General features: G+C 68.2%; 14 protein-coding genes. 10 read left to right on the forward strand and 4 right to left on the reverse strand.

What is annotated here, in order from left to right; all coding sequences use genetic code 11:
• Positions 1–56 precede the first annotated feature (56 nt).
• From AC099J_RS09795 to AC099J_RS09835, 9 genes are all read left to right on the forward strand, one after another.
• On the forward strand, positions 57–1,046 hold the full coding sequence (locus tag AC099J_RS09795) for a Bug family tripartite tricarboxylate transporter substrate binding protein (protein WP_479615060.1): 990 nt from the start codon (positions 57–59) through the stop codon (positions 1,044–1,046).
• Positions 1,047–2,246 (forward strand): mandelate racemase/muconate lactonizing enzyme family protein, encoded by a 1,200-nt coding sequence (locus AC099J_RS09800; RefSeq protein ID WP_479615061.1) that lies wholly within the window; start codon positions 1,047–1,049, stop codon positions 2,244–2,246. It begins immediately after the preceding gene.
• Position 2,247: 1 nt separating this feature from the next.
• Entirely contained in the window at positions 2,248–3,000 is a 753-nt protein-coding gene (locus AC099J_RS09805; protein WP_479615455.1) for a ribonuclease activity regulator RraA, read from the forward strand.
• Positions 2,997–3,800 carry an NAD-dependent epimerase/dehydratase family protein gene (locus AC099J_RS09810; RefSeq protein WP_479615062.1) on the forward strand — a complete coding sequence of 268 codons (804 nt, stop codon included), beginning with the start codon at positions 2,997–2,999 and terminating at the stop codon, positions 3,798–3,800. Before AC099J_RS09805 ends, AC099J_RS09810 begins: the two co-directional genes overlap by 4 nt.
• Entirely contained in the window at positions 3,778–4,710 is a 933-nt protein-coding gene (locus tag AC099J_RS09815) for an SMP-30/gluconolactonase/LRE family protein (RefSeq protein WP_479615063.1), read from the forward strand. The genes AC099J_RS09810 and AC099J_RS09815 overlap by 23 nt, the downstream gene beginning before the upstream one ends.
• A 159-nt stretch (positions 4,711–4,869) precedes the next feature.
• Positions 4,870–6,126 (forward strand): cardiolipin synthase ClsB, encoded by a 1,257-nt coding sequence (gene clsB, locus AC099J_RS09820; RefSeq protein ID WP_479615064.1) that lies wholly within the window; start codon positions 4,870–4,872, stop codon positions 6,124–6,126.
• Positions 6,123–7,124: a lysylphosphatidylglycerol synthase domain-containing protein gene (locus tag AC099J_RS09825; RefSeq protein WP_479615065.1), complete on the forward strand. Its 1,002-nt coding sequence runs from the start codon at positions 6,123–6,125 to the stop codon at positions 7,122–7,124. The genes clsB and AC099J_RS09825 overlap by 4 nt, the downstream gene beginning before the upstream one ends.
• Positions 7,125–7,126: 2 nt before the next feature.
• Positions 7,127–7,879, forward strand: a complete 753-nt coding sequence (gene otsB, locus AC099J_RS09830; protein ID WP_479615066.1) for a trehalose-phosphatase — start codon at positions 7,127–7,129, stop codon at positions 7,877–7,879.
• 71 nt (positions 7,880–7,950) lie between these two features.
• Complete coding sequence (locus tag AC099J_RS09835) at positions 7,951–9,378, forward strand: alpha,alpha-trehalose-phosphate synthase (UDP-forming) (RefSeq protein WP_479615067.1); 1,428 nt, start codon at positions 7,951–7,953, stop codon at positions 9,376–9,378.
• A 30-nt stretch (positions 9,379–9,408) separates the two neighbouring features.
• Here AC099J_RS09835 and AC099J_RS09840 read toward each other — a convergent pair whose 3' ends face one another.
• Positions 9,409–11,379, reverse strand: a complete 1,971-nt coding sequence (locus tag AC099J_RS09840) for a hypothetical protein (RefSeq protein ID WP_479615068.1) — start codon at positions 11,377–11,379, stop codon at positions 9,409–9,411.
• Between the two features lie 280 nt (positions 11,380–11,659).
• Here AC099J_RS09840 and AC099J_RS09845 point away from each other — a divergent pair, with 280 nt between their 5' ends.
• Entirely contained in the window at positions 11,660–13,627 is a 1,968-nt protein-coding gene (locus AC099J_RS09845) for a diguanylate cyclase domain-containing protein (protein WP_479615069.1), read from the forward strand.
• A 33-nt stretch (positions 13,628–13,660) separates the two neighbouring features.
• On the opposite strand, the gene treY is transcribed toward AC099J_RS09845, so the two are convergent.
• Genes treY through AC099J_RS09860 form a run of 3 tightly spaced genes read right to left on the reverse strand, consistent with a single transcriptional unit; the run spans position 13,661 to position 19,117 of the window.
• Entirely contained in the window at positions 13,661–16,714 is a 3,054-nt protein-coding gene (gene treY, locus AC099J_RS09850; protein ID WP_479615070.1) for a malto-oligosyltrehalose synthase, read from the reverse strand.
• Positions 16,659–18,431: a malto-oligosyltrehalose trehalohydrolase gene (treZ, locus tag AC099J_RS09855; RefSeq protein ID WP_479615071.1), complete on the reverse strand. Its 1,773-nt coding sequence runs from the start codon at positions 18,429–18,431 to the stop codon at positions 16,659–16,661. The genes treY and treZ overlap by 56 nt, the downstream gene beginning before the upstream one ends.
• Positions 18,431–19,117 carry a mechanosensitive ion channel family protein gene (locus tag AC099J_RS09860; protein WP_479615072.1) on the reverse strand — a complete coding sequence of 229 codons (687 nt, stop codon included), beginning with the start codon at positions 19,115–19,117 and terminating at the stop codon, positions 18,431–18,433. Before AC099J_RS09860 ends, treZ begins: the two co-directional genes overlap by 1 nt.
• Positions 19,118–19,120: the final 3 nt, after the last annotated feature.

Below are 19,120 nucleotides of genomic sequence, written 5' to 3' on the forward strand. Positions count from 1 at the left end.
ACCACCACCACCGCCTGGACGAAGGCGTGTTCAACCCGACGAACTGGAGACACCCGATGAATGAACCCCTTCGAACTCGCCGACGTGCCGCGCTGGCCGCGTGCCTGGTAGTGCTGGGCGCCGGCAGCGCACCGGCCTTGGCACAGAAGTACCCCGAGCGGCCCATCACCCTGGTGGTCGGCTTTGCGCCAGGCGGCGCAGCCGACACGGTGGCCCGAAGCCTCGCCGAAGAAATGACCAAGGTGCTGGGCCAGCCCGTGGTCGTGGACAACAAGGCGGGCGCCTCCGGCAACATTGCCACGCAGGTGGTGCTGAACAAGGAAGCGGATGGCTACCACCTGCTCTTTGCCGCAATCAACCTGGCGACCAACCCGTGGCTGGGCGGTGTGAAGTACGACCCGATGAAGGACTTGAGCTTCGTTTCCCAGGTCACGAGCGTGCCGGTCGTCATGCTGGCCTCGAACGCCAGTGGCTTCAAGGAACCGGCGGATGTCGAAAAGGCCGCCAAGGGAACCGCCGGCGGACTTGCTGCGGGCTCGGGCGGCGTGGGCACTTCATCGCACCTTGCACTGGAGCTCTACAAGCGCGCGCAGAACGTGCCCTTCGTCCACGTGGCCTACAAGGGTGGCGCGCCTGCGAACGTGGACCTGATGGCGGGCCAGATTCCGCTGATGTTCGACCTGATGTCCGGTTCGCTGAAGTCATCGATCGAATCGGGAAAGGTGCGGCCGCTGGCGGTCATGCAACCGGAGCGCGTGAAGTCGCTGCCCCAGGTGAAGAGTGCGGCCGAATTCGGCTTGCCCGCCAGCACGCACATCCGCAGCTGGCAGGGCATCGCCGTGCGCAGCGGCACGGCGCCAGCGGTGATCGAGAAGCTGCGCGATGCGGTCGTCAAGGCGGCCAACTCGCCAGCGTTCAACACGCGCGCGGAGGCCCTGGGCTCGGACGTCATGACCAGCTCGCCTGCAGAGTTCCAGTCCTTCTACGTGACTGAGCTGAACCGCTGGCAAAGCCTCATCAAGTCGGCCAACATCAAGGTGGACTGAATGAAGATCACGGCCATCACATGCTACCTGATGCAGGCGCAAGCGCCTGCGGTGACCGGTTGGACGGCGACCGGAAAAAGCGCACTGGCCACCAGCCGCAACTGGCTGTTCGTCACCGTGGAAACGGATGCCGGGCTGACCGGCATCGGCGAAGGCTCTGGCTGGCCGCGGGTCGTGGCGGCAGCGGTCGACGATCTGCGCCACTTGCTGATCGGCGAGTCGGCGAAGGACATCGAGCGCCTTTGGCAAAAGATGCGTGTCGCCATGATGGGCCACGGCCAGACCGGCGTCGTGGGCATGGGTGCGATCGCTGCCATCGACATGGCCCTGTGGGACCTCAAGGGCCAGGCGCTCGGCGTGCCCGTCGTCGATCTGCTGGGGGGCCAGACGCGCACCGCCGTGCCCTACTACGTGCACGCCGCGACCGTGGACGACGCGCGCGCTGCCGTGGACGCGGGCGCCAAGGCGCTCAAGGTTGGTGGCATCCGCGGCGTGGTCGACCGCGCCTTCGCCATTCGCGAAGCGGTGGGACGTGAGGTGGACATGATGGTCGACCTGCACGGCCCACCATGGCTCACGCCGGCTGACGCGGTGGCGATCGGGCGCGAACTGGAGCCGCTGGGCCTGATGTTCCTTGAGGAGCCGGTCGCGCCGGACGACCTGCGCGGTTGGCGGCTGGTCCGCGACAAGGTGGCGTTGCCACTGGCTACGGGCGAACGGCTCGCAACGCTGCAGGACGTGAAACCGCTGCTGGAAGAAGGCCTCGTCGACGTGTTGCAGCCCGACACCGGCCGCTTTGGCGGCCTCACGCAGATGCGCAAGCTCGCCGGCATGGCAGAGGCCTGGTCGGTCATGGTCGCGCCGCATGCAGGATCACTCGGTCCCGTCGCCGAAGTGGCCGCCGTGCACCTGCTCTCGGCCATTCCGAACGGCTTGATCCTGGAGCGCCTCATGCCCGACTGGGCCGGCCGCGCCGAGGTGGTGCAAACCGGGATGCAATCGACCGCAAGCACGCTGACACCCCCGTCAGAGCCAGGTCTGGGCGCGCGCCTTCACCTGGATTTCATCGCCCGTCATCCGAGCCGCCAGAACACAGCCATCGCCACCGGTGGCTGGAACCAGGGCACGGAGACCGAGACCACCTACACCCAGGCGCGCAGCCCGCGCGCGCCGATTTTCAAGAGCCCACAAGATGATTGAACTGCATTCCCACACACTGCGACGCTTGAGCAAGGTGTCCACAGCGTCGCTTACCACCGTGCTGTTCAAGCGCGGCCTCAGCAACACCTTCCTGCAGAACCTGCATCCCGTCGGCCCGTTCAAGGCCAACATGGTCGGCCCTGCCTACACGCTGCGCTACATCCCGGCGCGCGAAGACCTCGACACCATCGATGCGTTCGACGACCGCCAGCATCCCCAGCGCGTCGCGGTGGAAGAGTGCCCCGCCGGCCATGTGCTGGTGATGGACAGCCGCGGCGATCCATCGGCTGCGTCCGCCGGCAATCTTCTGATCACGCGCCTCCTTCGCCGCGGCGTCGCCGGTGCCGTCACGGATGGCGGCTTTCGCGACTCGCCCGAGATCGCCCAGATGCCGTTTCCCGCCTACCACCAACGCCCGTCGGCCCCCACGAACCTGATCCGCCACCATGCCATCGATATCGGCTTGCCCATCGCCTGCGGCGGCGTGGCCATCTACCCTGGCGACCTGATCGTGGGCGACGGGGAAGGCGTGGTCTGCATTCCGCGCGCCATCGCCGACGAGGTCGCGCAAGTGGCCTACCGCCAGACCATGTACGAAGATTGGGTCGCCCTGGAGATCGACCGTGGTGAAGGTCTTTTCGGCACCTACCCCCTGACCGATCCCAAGCAATCCGCCGCATTCGAGCGCTGGAAAGCGGACCACCTGCATCGCTATCCGCTGCTGGAGAACCCTGAAGAGGTGGCATCGGCATGAGGCACGGTACCGTCTTGCTGACCGGTGCGGCGGGAAAGCTGGGGCAGGCACTGCGGCCCTTTCTCGCCTCCGCATGCGAAGAGCTGCGCCTGGCCGACAGGGCGCCGCTGCAAGCCGAACGCGCCAACGAGAAGACGTATGCGCTGGACCTGAGCGACGCTGAGGGCTTGCGCGACGTGATGGCCGGCTGCTCGGCCGTGGTCCACCTTGCGGGCTATCCGAGAGAGGCCGGCTGGGACGTCCTGCTGCCCGCCAACATCCAAGGCGTCATCAACCTGTGGGGGGCGGCGCACGCCGCTGGGGCGGGCCGCATCGTCTATGCATCGTCGAATCACGCCGTGGGCTTCTATCCTCGAGTGCAGATGCTGGATGAGAAGGTGCCACCCAAGCCCGATTCGCGCTACGGCCTGACCAAGGTCTTCATGGAGGGGCTGGCCGAGCTCTATGCGTGCAAGCACAGCCTGCGCGGCTTCGGCATTCGCATCGGCCATTGCGCGGCCGCGCCATCCGACGCCCGCATGCTCTCTCACTGGATCCACCCGGAAGATCTGGCCGCGCTGATCTCGGTTGGACTGGGCGCCGAGTACGAATGCGAGATCGTCTATGGCGCGTCGGCCAACCGCCGCACCTGGTGGAACAACGCACGAGCGCATGCGCTGGGCTATCGCCCGCAGCACAGTGCGGACGCCTTCGAAGCGGAGCTTCTGTCGCGCACCAGCGGGCAGCCCGTGGCGGAGCACTTCCAGGGTGGGTCGTTTGCCGCCCAGGACTTCACGAATGACCGTTCGCCTCTCCGTTGAGCGCATCCAACCAGGCATCGTCTCGCACCCAGGCGTCGGGGCTGTCGCACTCTGGCCAGTGGGCAACCGGGTCGGCGAATCACCAGTGTGGAGCGACTGCGAGCAGGCGCTCTACTGGATCGATGTGCGCGCCCCTCAGCTCCTGCGTCTGCAGCCCGAGCGCGGTGAGCTCACGCGCTGGCACCTCCCGTCGGTGGTGGGCGCGATGGCGCTGCTGGACGCGGGCAATGTCTTGCTGGCGTTCCCGCACCGTCTCGCACGCATGGCCCTCGAGAACGGTGCACTGTCGGACATCACTGCGCTCGAGGATGACAAGCCGCACAACCGTTTGAACGATGGGAAGCTGTCGCCGAGCGGACGCTGGTTCGTCTTCGGGTCCATGGACGACCGCGCCCAGAAGGCGCCCCTCGGCGCCCTCTACCGGGCATCGATGGATGGCAAGGTGGCGCAATTGCACGAAGGACTGACGGTCGCCAACGGCATCGCGTGGAACCTGCAAGGCAACTTGCTCTATTTTTCAGATAGCCACCAGGGCCAGGTCTACGTGGCCCCGTGGGACGAGGCGACGGGCACGATGGGCAAGGCCCGCCATTTCGTGGCGCTGGATGAAGCCGCCGGGCGGCCCGATGGCGCGGCGGTCGATGACGACGACTGCTACTGGTCGGCCGGCGTTTCTGCCGGCGTCCTGAACCGTGTGGCGCCCAGCGGTGCCATCGTGGCTCGCATCCCGTTGCCTTGCCGGGCGCCGACGATGTGTGCGTTCGGTGGCGACCGATTGGACACGGTGTTCGTCACCACCCTGGTCCGGCCCACATGGACCGATCCAGGTCCTGCGGATGGGGCCCTGCTGTCGTTCAGGAGCCCGCTCGAACGCACGTCGGGTTCGATCCGCCTGCCAGGCCGTACGTGAGTACGAACAGGGGCGTGATCGACTCCAAATAGGTGACCGCCCACAGTCGAAGCGGTCATCCGCGCCATCGCGCCACACCCCTGTCCGCCCTCGTCCTACAGGCGCCCGCCTCACCTTCCGGTAGTGTTGCGGGCACCCAAGTAGCACCCAAACGAGACCATGAACAACGCGCGCTGGACGTCCGGCAACGAGCTTGAACTGCTGGAAAACGGCGAGGAGTTCTTCCCGCGCGTGTTCGAGGCCATCGCCAACGCCAAGCAAGAGGTGGTACTGGAGACCTTCATCCTGTTCGAGGACAAGGTGGGGCTCGCGCTGCACGCGGCGTTGTTGACGGCGGCGCGGCGCGGCGTGCAGATCGACGTGACGATCGACGGCTTCGGCTCGCCGGATCTGTCCGAAAAATTCATCGGCGAGCTGACCCAGGCCGGTGTGCGGATGCACGTGTTCGACCCGGGCCTGCGCATCTTCAAGTGGCGCACCAACATGCTGCGCCGCATGCACCGCAAGATCGTCGTGGTCGACGGGGAGCTGGCCTTCATCGGCGGCATCAACTATTCGGCCGACCATCTGATGGACTTCGGCCCGCAGGCCAAGCAGGATTATTCGGTGCAGATCCGCGGCCCGCTGGTCGGCGACATCCACCGCTTCGTGCACGGCGCGCTGGCCGATGGCCTGCGCAGCCACAAGGGCCAGCGCTGGTTCAGCCACCGGGCGCTGATGCGCCGGCTGGGCCGCGCCGTGCCGCCGGCCGGCGATGCGCAAGGCATGCTGGTCACACGCGACAACGTGCGCCACCCGCAGGACATCGAGCGCTACTACCGTCTGGCCATCCGCGCCGCGCGCGAGCACGTGACGATTGCCAACGCCTATTTTTTCCCCGGTTATCGGTTGATCCGCGAGCTGCGACGCGCGGCCAAACGCGGTGTCGAGGTGCGGCTGATCTTGCAAGGCGAGCCCGACATGCCGATCGTGAAGACCGCAGCTGAGCTGCTCTACCACTACCTGGTGCGCGGCGGCGTGAAGGTCTACGAGTACTGCGAGCGCCCGCTGCATGGCAAGGTGGCCCTGGTCGACGACCGCTGGGCCACCGTCGGCTCCAGCAACCTCGACCCGCTGAGCCTGGCGCTGAACCTGGAAGCCAACGTGTTGATCCACGACCGCGCCTTCAACAAGACGCTGCGCGGGCGGCTGGACCATCTGGTGGAGACGGCCTGCAAGCAGGTTGACCGCGACACCATTGGCGAGCCCACGCGCTGGCAGTTGGCCCGCAGCTTCATGGTGTTCCACCTGCTGCGCCGCTACCCGGGCTGGCTGTCCTGGCTACCACGCCACGCGCCCAGGCTGGTGCCCGCCGCAACGTCCGACGACCACCTGGCGCCGCTGTGCGCCACAGCGCCGCAAGAGGCCACACGGTGACTGCCCGTGCGCTGCCTGTCACTGATTCGACGGCGGCGCCACGCGGCGGCGCAGGCGGGTTGACCAGCCGCCCGTGGTGGCCCTGGCTGCGCAAAGGGCTGTGGCTGGCCTTCTTCGCGCTGCTGGCCACCTTGCTGGTGCGCCAGGCCAGCACCATTGATTGGCCCGACGTCTGGGCCACGCTGCGGGGCCTGCCGCTGCCGGTGCTGGCCTTGGCCGGCGTGCTGGCGCTGGCCAGCCACGCGCTGTACGCCACCTTCGATCTGTTCGGCCGGCGCATGACGGGCCACCGCCTTCCCGCGCCCAAGGTGATGCTGGTCACGTTCATCAGCTACGCCTTCAATCTGAACATGGGCGCGCTGCTGGGCGGCGTAGCCTCGCGCTACCGGCTGTATGGCCGCCTGGGCCTGGATGTCGGCACCATCACGCGCATCGTCACCGTCAGCATGGTGACCAATTGGCTGGGCTACCTGCTGCTGGGTGGCCTGGCGTTCCTGTTCTTCCCGTTGTCGCTGCCGGCCGAGTGGTCCATCAGCGACCATGTGCTGCAGGTGGCTGGCGCTCTGCTGGCGCTGATGGCTTTTGGCTATGTGGCGCTGTGCGCCTTCTCCAAGCGCCGCAGCCTGCGCCTGCGCGGCCACCGCCTGACGCTGCCCTCGGGCCGCATGGCGGTGTTGCAGCTGGTCATGTCGTGCCTGAACTGGTCGCTGATCGCCGGCGTCATCTACGTGCTGCTGCAGCAACAGGTGGACTACGTCACCGTGCTCACGGTGCTGCTGCTGGCTGCCGTGGCTGGTGTCGTCACCCACGTGCCGGCCGGCCTGGGCGTGCTGGAGGCGGTGTTCGTCGCGCTGCTGGGCGCCCAGCTGGCCCCGGCCCTGTTGATCGGCACGCTGCTGGCCTACCGGGCGCTTTACTACCTGACGCCCCTGGCGCTGGCCGCCGTCGCGTTTTTGATCCTCGAGCTGCGGCACAAGGGACAATCCACACAAACATGACCATGCCGACACTGTCTCCAGATTTTTCTTTCGATGGCCTGCTGGACAGCGACTGTGCGCTGTTCCTCGACTTTGACGGCACGCTGGTCGAGTTGGCATCCGAGCCGGATGCCATCGTCGTGCCCCCGGATCTCGTGACGCTGCTGTCGACCCTGCGCGAGCGCCTGGGTGGCGCGCTGGCCGTCGTCTCGGGCCGCGCCGTGGGGGCCATCGACACCTTCCTGCATCCGCTGGACCTGCCGGCCGCCGGTGTGCACGGCAGCGAGCGCCGCGCTGCAGATGGCCACCTTATCCTGCTGCCCACGCCCTCGATGGACGTGATCGAGCGTGCGGCCGCCGCTCTGCTGCAGGCGCAGCCCGCACTCGCGGTCGAGCCCAAACGCGGCGCGCTGGCGCTGCACTACCGGCAGGCGCCGCACCTCGAATCGCTATGCCGCACCACCATGGAGACGGCCGTGGCCGCATCCCCCGGTGTCAGTCTGCTGCAGGGCAAGATGGTGTTCGAGGCCAAGTCCTCGCAGGCCAACAAGGGCATGGCTATCGATGCCTTCCTGAGCGAGCCGCCGTTCGTCGGACGCCGGCCCATCTTCATTGGCGACGACACCACCGATGAGCCCGGCTTTTCGGTCGTGCAGAACCGCGGCGGCATCGGCATCAAGGTCGGCCAGGGGCCGACGCTGGCCAGCCACCGGGTAGCCGGGCCGGCCGTGTTGCGTGAGGCCTTCCAGCGCTGGGTCGCCGGCGCGCCGCCCTAACCAGTCTCATAGGGTGCGCTCCGCCCGGGAGCGCACGGTCCGCAACGCTTATCGACAACAAGGAATACCGCGTGTCCCGTCTGGTCTGTGTCTCCAACCGTGTCGCCGACCCCCGCAAGAGCGATGAGGCTGGCGGCCTCGCCGTCGCCCTCTCGGGCGCCCTGCAGGCCGACGGCGGCATGTGGTTCGGCTGGAGCGGCAACATCCTGCCGCAGCCCGGCCCCACGCCGGACGAGACTGAAGTTCACCTGGAGCAGGCCGGCCCGGTCCTGCTTGCCACCATCGACCTCAGCCAGTGGGACCACGACGCCTATTACCTGGGCTATTCCAACGGCGTGCTGTGGCCGGTGTTCCACTACCGCGTCGACCTGGCCGATTTCGACGCCGGCTACATCGAAGGCTACCGCCGCGTGAACCAGCTGTTTGCGCGCAAGCTGATGCCGCTGCTCAGGCCGGACGACATTGTCTGGGTGCACGACTACCACCTGATCGCGCTGGCCAGCGAGTTGCGGGCGCTGGGTTGCCGCAACAAGATCGGCTTCTTCCTGCACATCCCGCTGCCGCCGCCGCAGATTCTGACGACCATCCCGGCGCACGACTGGCTGGCGCGCTCGCTGTTTGCATTTGACTTGGTGGGCTTTCAGAGCCAGGCCGATCTGCAGCACTTCAACCGCTATGCCGCCTCCGAGGCCCGTGCCGAAGACCGCGACGGCGATGGCAAGCGCTGGCGCGCTTTCGGCCGCACGGTGCAGGCCGATGCGTTCCCGATCGGCATCGACGTGGAGGAGTTCGAAGCCATGGTCCATGGCCACGACGCCGTTGAGATGTACCGCCGCATGAGTGAAGAGTATTCGCGCCGCCAGTTGCTGGTGGGCGTGGAGCGGCTGGACTATTCCAAGGGCCTGCCGCACCGGCTGCGCGCGTTCCGCGAGTTGCTGCGGAGGCACCCGGACAACATCCGCAGTGCCACCTTGATCCAAATCGCCGCGCCCAGCCGCGAATCGGTGGATGCCTACAACGACATCCTGCGCGAGCTGGAGAGCCTGGCCGGCTCCATGAACGGCGATTTCGGCGAGCTGGACTGGATGCCGGTGCGCTACATGCACCGGGCCGTGGCACGCAAGCGCCTGCCCGGCCTGTACCGCGCCGCCCGCGTGGCGCTGGTCACGCCGCTGCGCGATGGCATGAACCTGGTGGCCAAGGAGTTCGTGGCCTCGCAGGACCCGGAGGACCCCGGCGTGCTGGTGCTGTCGCGTTTTGCCGGCGCCGCCGAGCAGATGCACGACGACGCGATCCTCGTCAACCCCTACGACGCCACCGCCACGGCCGACGCCATCCAGTTCGCGCTGCACATGCCGCTGGCCGAACGACGGCGCCGCCACCAGAACCTGCTGCAGGGCATCCGCACGCAGGACGTGCATTGGTGGTGTCGCACCTTCCTGGAGCAGTTGGCCGGCACGGACGCCGAGGCGACGGGGCCGGACTGGCTGCGGCTGTAGCGAGGCCGGTGACCCGGCGCCGGCGGGCCCTCACTGGATGCTGAGGGCGTTGCAAGTCTCCAGCTCCTTCTGTGCCAGAGTGCCGAACGCGTCCAAAGTACGCCGGTCGAAATTCTTCAGCACGGCAACACGGTACAGCTGCTGAATCAGCGCCACCAGCGCATGGCCCTTGATCTCGCCATGGTTCTCCATCACGCTGTGGTCACGCACATAGACGTTCCAGACCGGGGTGTGTGGCGAATGCGGCTCCTCCAGCAGCGCCATGTCCGCTTGCTTCACATTCATCTCAGGTGGGAAGTCTTTCACCGAAGGCCGGTAGGCCGGCTGATGCGTCAAGACGGTGCCGCCCAGGAAAGACGCACTCCATCCCGCCGGGGCAGTGCCCTGCGCGCCGGCCGGCGCGGCTGGCGTCTGGCGCAGCAAAGCGTTGGACAGATGCAGATCCGTCAGCGCTGCACGCAGGCATCGCTCCTTCACGGCCACGGCATCCGAATCCGCAGCACGCTCCTTGACGGGCGTGTCGGTGCGGTCGTCCTTCTCGAATGCATCCTTGCGGCGCAGCAAGGCGTTGCGGCAGAAGGGCTCGCTGGCATCCCCCGTCGCGCCGTTGCGGCACGCCGTCTGGACATTGGCCGCATGCAGCTTGCGCAGCTGATTGGAGGCAGGCGCCTCGGCCGACTGCTGGATGAATTTCTCCCAGCTCACCAGTTCGTGCGTGTGGTACCGCTCGTTGTGGCCCAGCGTACGGACGCTGCTGCGGCCCTCTTCGCTGGCGACGTAGGCCCGCTGGAGCGCCGTCGCGTTCGGGTTGTACGGGTGGTTGCTCTCCAGGAGAGTGTTGGCGAAGCGCACGGCGCGAAACCATGTGCCTGTTGCACTGTCGGCTTGCGAAGTCAGCACGACCATGACGGGCTTTTGCTCCGGGCAGAACGCGCCATCCCGCCCTGCCGGGGTGGCCGTACGCTGGCGGATCGCTTCGTACAGCGGTTCATAGCGCGCAGCCTCGACGGCCGGGTTCAGCAACACGATCAGATCCGCATAGGAGCGCACCAGCGAGCGCCCGGTCTGTTCGCCGGCCTTGGCCTGCGAGGGGCACTGGCTTGCCGGCTCGAAAATGCCGCGCGTGACGTTCTCGAGCAACTGCTGTGCGATGGCGTTGTGCACGATCAGCGCGCCGTAGGAATGCCCCACGATCAAGTGCCGCACGGGCATGCACTGGTACACCGTCGAGGGCGCTGACCGGCAGTGCTCGACGTCGGCCTCGGTCTCATTGCGCCCATCCTGATAGACCTTCAGCATGCTCAGCAGATGCCGCACCGATCCCACGGCCACGTTCTGGGCCGTGTTCTTGCGGTCCCAGACGGTGATCAGCTCCGTGTTGCTCAGCACGCTGCGCAGGCCGGGCTGCGGCACATCACTGGCGGACAAAGACAACCCACGCCAGCCCACATACACCCCCACCACTTCGCGAGCGCAGTTGGCGGGGTTGTAGTGCGTGCCGCTGTGCTCGCCCAGGTAGGTGTACTCCAACACCTTGCGCGCCAAGTTGACGTTGTCGTCGTCGTAGCGCGCGTTGTGGCGCCAGCCATGCACGAAGGTCACCAAACTCACGCCATCGTTCAGCGCGCAGCCCTTGCCACCGGCAGCACGCCGGGCTTCGCCGCGCTCCTTCAATCGCTTCAGGTACGCCGTCAGCGCCTCGAACTGCTGCAGGTCGTAGAACCGGCCCTGCTCGTCGAACTCGACGAAGAACAGCGTGTACTGCGGCGTGCGTTCAACCGAGTTGGCGAAGCAACGGGCCTTGCTATTCGGGTCGAAGCGGTCCGCGCGCGTGAAGTCCCGCAACCGTCCCTCGCATGCCTGCACAGGGTAGAAGTGCGCCACCCCAGGTTCGGTGACGATGCGGTCGCGGTACGGTGCCACCGAGGTACACCCAGCAGCCAGCAGGGCGAACGTCCAACACAATACGGCCTGCCACCAGCGCCTGCTCGTTCTCTCCATCCCGTTCTCCTTGTGCGATGAGGGCACCAGCGTAGGACGACTGGATGCGGCACACATCCATCAAACAGGTGACGAGACGCCCCGACCAGGCAAAGCCAAACAGGGCAGGCCCCTCGCACTGCAGCCGCATCCACCGCATGGTGGATGTGGGCTACAGCACTACAGCACACCCGCCTTCAGCGAAGCCTGCGTGGCGAGCAGGTAGCATCGCCGGATTGCCACATTGACGGGCGCGAGCGCACCCCCTTCCATGCCACTTGCGGTCCAGGAGTCCGGGCAGATGCCGATCGGAGACGGAGTGCGGCGCGGCCGCTCCGGCCGGATCGCGCGCGAGTGGTCGCTGTTGATCGTGCTGTGGCTGGCGGCGCTGGGCTTCACCATCTACGACCGCTACCGCTCGCGCATCTTCCTGATCGAGAACGACCTGTCGCGCCTGCAGAGCCAATCGCTGGCCATCGAGCAGAGCCTGGTGCGCCAGCTCGAAGGCGTGGGCAACGCCCTGGCCAGCGTGCGCTACCGGCTGGTGGCGGGCGACGTCAGCGCCCACCATGATGCGCTGCCTGCGCATCTGAATCTGCTGGCCAGCGCCATGCCGGGCGTGCGCACCATCCAGGTGTTGGACACCAACGGCACCGTGGTGGCCGCCACCCGGCCCGAGCTGCTGGGTCGAAACTTCAGGGACCGTGCCTATTTCCGCTCCGCCAGCACCGATGCAAACGGCGCGCTGCTGCACATCTCCCCGCCCTTTCAGACATCGCTGGGGAACTTCACCACCGTCGTCTCGCGCGCCGTGCTGGGCGATGACGGCAAGCTGGCCGGCGTGGTGACGGCCGCGCTGGACCCGGATTACTTCGAGATCGTGCTGCGCGCGGCCCTGTATTCGCCCGACGCTCGGGCCACTGTCGCGCATGGGGATGGGCAGATCATCGTCAGCTCGCCGCTGCGCGATGCCACGCCGGGGTTGAACCTGGACCAGCCGGGCTCGATGTTCCGCAACCACATGCAGAGCAAGGCGATGAGCAGCGTGCAGCAGGGCACGCTGGTGGGCAGCGGCGAGCAGCGGCTGCTGGCCATGCGCACCATCTCGCCCGACAAGCTGCGCATGGACAAGCCTCTGGTGGTGCGCATGAGCCGCGGCGCCAGCGAGGTGCTGCAGCCCTGGCACACCGAGACCCGTGTCGACGCTCTCCTGCTGCTGCTGGGCGGAGGCGCCGCAGCGCTGTGGCTGCACGTGCACCAACGCCGCCGCGCGGCCCTGGAGCAGGCGCGCAAGGCGGTGGTGGTGGCCGAGCGCGAAAGCGCGCGCCGGCTGGAATTCGGTCTGCGCGGCGCCGACCTGGGCCTATGGGAATGGGACTTGAAGACCGACACCGTGACCGTCAACGCCCGCGAGATGGAGATGCTGGGCTACCCGCCCGCGACCGAGCCGCTGCCGCCGGCGTTCTGGCGCAGCCTCGCGCACCCCGACGAGCACGCAGCGCTGAAAGCCCTGGTGAAGGCGCACCTGCAGGGCAAGACGCCCGGCTACCGCATCGAGCACCGTTACCGCCACCAGGACGGCCACTGGATCTGGGTGCTGGACAACGCCATGGTGATGGAGCGCGACGGCCGCGGCCGCCCGCTGCGCGTCGTCGGCACGCACCTGGACATCTCCGACCGCAAGCGCTCGCAGTTCGAACTGGAGCGCGCGAACGCTCGGCTGGAAGCCTTGTCCCTGACCGATGGCCTGACCGGCGTGGCCAACCGCCGCCATTTCGACCAGGCCCTGGCGGCCGAATGGACACGCGCCGAGCGCCAGCACCATGCGCTGGCGCTGCTGATGATCGACGTCGACCACTTCAAGCGCTACAACGACCGGCTCGGCCACCCGGCAGGTGACGCCTGCCTGCGCGCCGTGGCGCAGGTGCTGTCGGGCTGCCTGCGCCAGCCGATGGAGCGCCTGGCGCGCTATGGCGGTGAGGAGTTCGCCGTGCTGCTGCTGGGCGTGGACGAGCACGTGGCCGCGCAGGTCGCGCAGCGCTGCCTCGACGCCGTGGCAGGCGCGCGCCTGCCGCATCCGGACTCGCCGACCGGGCCGCATGTCAGCGTCAGCATCGGCGTGGCCTGCGTGCAGCCGGGCACGGGCGAGACGGCAGCGCGGCTGGTGCAGGACGCCGATTCAGCGCTGTACACCGCCAAGGAGAACGGCCGCGCGCGCCATGCGCTGGCCTCGCACCAGACGGCGCAGACCGTGTACGCGAAGATGTGAACGTGCGTGGCCTGCCCCCCTGAGGGAGCGGCCTCAGCCGTCGGCGACCGGCCGCGCGTCGATCCAGAATGCCGCCGCCGGCACCAGCTGAAACGCATCGGCCACCCGCAGCGGGCCACGCGGCAGGCGCTGGCGGCCGTGGTGCAGCAGCTCCAGCGCCGTGGGCTCGGCCCCGGCGCCGTCCCAGCCCTTGAAGGCAGGTGACAGGTCCACGCTGGCATCGCCCCAGCAGGCCTCGCCCACCGGCAGGCGCCCGGGTTCTTTCAGCAGCTTGGCGAACAGGCGCGCAGCCACCACGATCAGCAGCCCGTGCCGCGTGCGCCGCGCGTAAGCGACGATGTGATCGCGCGCCTTGCCGCTGGCCTTGAGCGGGATGTAGGCGCCCTGCTCGAACAGCGCCGGGTCCTGCGCGCGCAGCGACAGCAGCCGCCAGGTGGTCCACAGTTTCAGGCGCCCGTCGGTCGGCGTGGCGACCAGATGCGCCAGTTGCGACAGCCGCTCGTGGTCGTCCTGCGTCTGCAGCAGCGCCTGCTGCTCGCGCAGCAGCTGCACACGCAGCGCATAGTCCACGGGCCGGCGGTTGTCCGGGTCGACCAGGCTCAGGTCGATCAGCTCGTTGCCCTGGTAGATGTCCGGCACGCCGGGCGAGCTGAACTTGATCAGCGCCATCGACAGGCTGTTCAGCGCGCCGAACCAGGCCATCTCTTCGGCGCGGGCACGCAGGTCGACCAGCACCGGGTTGGGCGCCAGGCGGCCCAGCACGCCTGCGACGAAGGCATCCAGCGCCTCTTCATAGTCGGCATCCGGCCGCACCCAGCTGGTGCGGCGCTTGGCTTCGCGCGCAGCCTTGCGCATGTACGCCTGCACGCGCTCACGCAGACTGGCCAGGCCGTCTTCGTCCAGCGTGTCGCCAGGTGGCAGGCAGCCCATCAGCGTCTGGTAGACCAGCCACTCATCCGACGGCGAAGGCGCCGGTCCACCGGGCAGATCGCGCCGCAGCGAGCGCGTCATCTGGTGCCAACGCTTGAGGTTCAGCCGCCACAGCGCGGGCAGCTCGGACACCACGTCGATGCGGTTGCGCACGTCTTCCGAACGCTTGTTGTCGTGCGTGGAGGTGGCCAGCATGGTGTGCGGCCAGCGCGCCATGCGGTCGGCGCTGGCGCCATGGAAAGCCGCCACGCTGGTGCCGTAGGTCGCCGGGTCGCCACCCACCTCGTTGAGCGCCACCAGCCGCATGTAGCGGTAGAAGGCCGTGTCCTCCACGCCCTTGGCCGCCACCGGCGCGCAGAACTGCTGGAAGCGCCAGGCGAAGCGCTGCACCGGCAGCATCGCATCGGGCGGGCTGCCGGGCGCCGGCTCGACCAGCAGGTTGCTCCGCAGAAAGTCGAACACGCTGGCGTCGGCCAGCGTGCTGCGCGCCTTGGCCTGGGCGATCGCCCAGTCGACAAAACGCCGGTCCTCGGCCGATGCCTCGTTGACCACGTAGGTGCGGTAGACCGGCATGCAGGCGGCGGTCTCAGCGATGGCTCCGCGCAGGCTGTTGAAGCCGAAATCGCGTGTGCGTCGGTTGGCGCTGGCAATGCGCTTGAGCTGCGTGGCCAGCACCGTCAGCTCAGCCCCCAGCGCGCCGTGGGCCACGGCCAGCTTGGCGCTGAACACCATGTCCTCGTAGGCCTCGGTGTCGCCGGAGAAGCTGCGCCAGATGCGCTCCATGCGCGGCTCTTGCAAACGGTCGACGAACAGCCCGTTCAGCAACGCGCCGAAGCGGTAGCCGGTGGTCCCGTGCAGCCGCCAGTCGGACGGCTGGTCCGCATGGGCGGCGGTGATCTTCTCGGCCACCACATACAGCGCCAGCGCGCCGTTGCCACCACCCTCGGCCAGTGGCAGGCCAGCGATGGCGCGGCGTTGCGCCACGCGGCGGGCGTGGCCTTCCTGCAGCCGCGCAAAGTACTGGGCCGGGTCGCGCAGCCCGTCCGGGTGGTCGATGCGCAGGCCGTCCACGCTGCCGGCGGCCGTCAGCTCCAGCACCAGTGCGTGCGTGGCCTCGAAGACGCGCTCGTCTTCGATGCGCAGGGCGGCCAGCTCGTTGATGTCGAAGAAGCGGCGGTAGTTGATTTCGTCGGCCGCCACGCGCCAAAAGCCCAGGCGAAAGGCCTGCGCCTCGTGCAACGCGTGCAGCTGGTCGCGGTCGGGCGCGGTGTTGAGCCGCTCCAGCGCCGCCCGCACCGCGCGCCCGGCCGGCCCGTCCACGCCTCTGCTGGCGGCGATCAGATCGACGAACGCCTGGCGCAATCGACCGGCGGCCTGAGAGCGCTCGTGCGCCAGCGCCGCACCCGCGTCCGCCCTGGGCGGCATGTCATCGGCACGCTGAGCCAGCAGGGTCAGGTTCTCGGCGGTGCCGGCATCCTCTGCCTGGTCGGCTGCCAGCCGCAGCAGCATGCCCCAGGTGCCCGCGTCCAGCGGAAAGCGGTGGTCGAAGTAGCGCAGCGCGAAGCGTCCGGCGTCACTCTCCCACGTGGCCTGCAGCTGGCCCTGGGCCAGCACCTCGCCATAGGGCTCGCCCAGCACCGGCACCAGCAGCTTGCCCGCCAGGTCCGAGTCGAAAGGTTGCCAGTTGATGTCGAAGAAGCCCGCATAGGCCGAGGCCTGGCCGTGCTCCAGCACGTCGGACCACCAGGGGTTGTCGGCACCGATCACGCCCATGTGGTTGGGCACGATGTCCAGCAGCAGCTTCAGCCCGTGCGCCCGCACGGCCTGCGAAAACTGCTCGAACCCCGCGCGCCCGCCCAGCTCGGGGTTGATTTCGCGGTGATCGACCACGTCATAGCCGTGCATGCTGCCCGGCCGGGCACGGGTGATGGGCGAGCAGTAGACGTGGCTGACGCCCAGGTCGCGCACATAGGGCAGCACAGCCGTGGCGGCGCTGAAATCGAAATCCTTGTGCAGCTGCAGCCGGTAGGTGGCGCGGGGAATGATGGCGGTGATGGACATGTCGTGATCGTGGAAGCTGGACGGGAACGGTGTGGGCGCATCAAGCCCCGTGGGCGACCAGCACCGACCAGGGGGCCGGCTGCGGGTGCGAGGCAAACACCACGCGGCTGCCGGGCGTGGCCTGCAGCAGGGCGGGCTTGTCGCCCAGGTTGGCGACGATCTCCCACAGCGTGCGGTCGGCCAGGCGCCACTGCACATGCAGCAGGTCGCCCTGCCCCAGCGAACGGCCGCCCTGCATCGGGCCGGCCAGGCGCGGCACCAGGTGCGCGTGGCGCAGGGCCAGCAGCGAACGCACCAACGCCAGCCGGTCGCAGTGCGGCGACTGCGCCGCCTCGCCCCATTGCAGCGTGGACCGCGAGAAGGTGGCCGCGTCGTTCGGATCGGGAATGCGGGCGCGTGCCGCCTCGTTGGCGAATGCGCCGAAGTGCTTGAACTCGTTGCGCCGCCCGTCCGACACGGCCTGCGCCAGCGGGCCCTCGAAATCGCAGAAGTACAGGAACGGCGTGGACGCCGCGAACTCCTCACCCATGAACAGCATGGGGATGTGCGGGGACAGCAGCAGGCAGGCGTACAGCGCGTCGACCTTGTGCGCATCGGCCAGCGCCGACAGCCGTTCGCCCATGGCGCGGTTGCCGATCTGGTCGTGGTTCTGCAGGAACGAGATGAAGGCCGTGGGCGGCAGGTGGCCGCTGGGCTCACCGCGCGGGGCGCCGCTGTGCTGCGACAGCTGGCCCTGGTAGATGTAGCCCTCGGCCAGCGAACGGCCCAGCAGCTGCACCGGCTGCACGGCGTAGTCGGCGTAGTAGCCATCGGTCTCGCCGGTCAGCAGTACGTGGGCGGCGTGGTGCAGGTCGTCGTTCCACTGCGCGGTGGAGCTGAGGGGCACGCCCTCGGCATCGCGCAGCAGGCGGTGCGCCTGGTTGGTGTCGTTCTCCAGCACCAGATGTACGTGGCGCTCCACGCCCGGGCCGCGCGCAATCGCCTGGGCGATCTCCTCGACGATGTGCAACGGCGAGTCGTCGCGGATCTGGTGCACTGCGTCCAGCCGCAGGCCATCGCAATGGAACTCCTCGATCCAGTACAGCGCGTTGGCCACGTAGAACGCGCGCACCGCGGCGCGATCGTCGCCATCGAAGTTGATGGCAGCGCCCCAGGGCGTCTGGTGGGCGGGGTTGAAGAAGGCCGGGCAGTAGGCGTGCAGGTAGTTGCCGTCGGGGCCGAAGTGGTTGTAGACCACGTCCACCAGCACCATCAAGCCGAGCGCGTGCGCGTGGTCCACCAGCGCGCGCAGCGCCTCGGGCGTGCCGTAGTTCGCCGAGGGTGCGAAGTGCAGCACACCGTCATAGCCCCAGTTGCGCTGGCCCGGCGCGTCGGCCAGCGGCAGCAGCTCGATGGCGGTGATGCCCAGCGCGGCGAGTTCAGCCAGGCGCGCCTGCGCCGCCGTGAACGTGCCCTCGGGCGTGAAGGTGCCCACGTGCAGTTCGTAGACCACGGCCTCGTGCCAGGGGCGGCCCACCCAGTCGGCGTCGTGCCAGGCGTAGGCCGATGGGTCCACCACCTCGCTCGCACCGTGCACGTCGTCGGGGTTGCGGCGCGATGCCGGGTCGGGCACCAGCAGCCCATCGGGCAAGCGGAAGCGGTAGCGCGTGCCGGCGCCGGCATCGGCCACCTGCACGCTGTGCCAACCGTCGCGCGCGGCCTGCATCGGGTGCTCGGCACCGCTGTCCAGCACCAGCGTCACCGCCGGTGAGGCCGGCGCCCACAGGCGAAACAGCGTGCTGCCGTCGCGTTGGAGTTCGGTGCCGAATCGCATCACCGCAGCTTGTCGCCGGCGTCGGACGATGGCCACCAGCGTTCCAGTTGCGCGGCCGCCCAGTCCTTGCCGCCCAGGCCGAAGGCCAGCGCCAGCGCCAGCACCACACCACCGAGCACCAGCAGGAAGGCATCGCGCACGATGCTGCCGCCAATGCCCATCTGGTCCATCGCGATCATGACCACGAAGGCCAGGATGGCGTAGTAGGCCAACTGGCCCAGGGCCTGCCCATCGCGCATGCCCACGCCCTTGCAGTAGGTGGACACGGCATTGGCGATGAAGCGTGCGAAGTACGAGCCGAAGGCCAGCACCAGCAGCGCCACGATGAGCTGCGGCACGAACAGCATGACGCGGCTGAGCAGCTCGGTCACATGCGTGAGGCCCAGGCCGTTGAAGGCCACGATCAGCGCCGCCAGGATCACCACCCAGTAACTCAGCAGGCCAAGCACGCCGATGGTGTCGATGTGCGTGCCCCCCTGCTGCAGGAAGCCATCCAGCCCGGCGCGGCGCGTGAGGATGTGGAAGTTGATGGCGCGCAGTCCTTTTTCCACCGCAAAGCGCGCGGCCTTGGCGATCAGGAAGCCGACCACCAGCACCAGCAGTGCAATCGCCAGGCGCGGCAGAAAGGCCCCCACCTGGATCAGAAAGGCCCGCACGGGCTCCAGCATCACGTCGATTCGTTCCATGTG

The organism is Rhodoferax sp. RT4P68, from assembly GCF_056521305.1.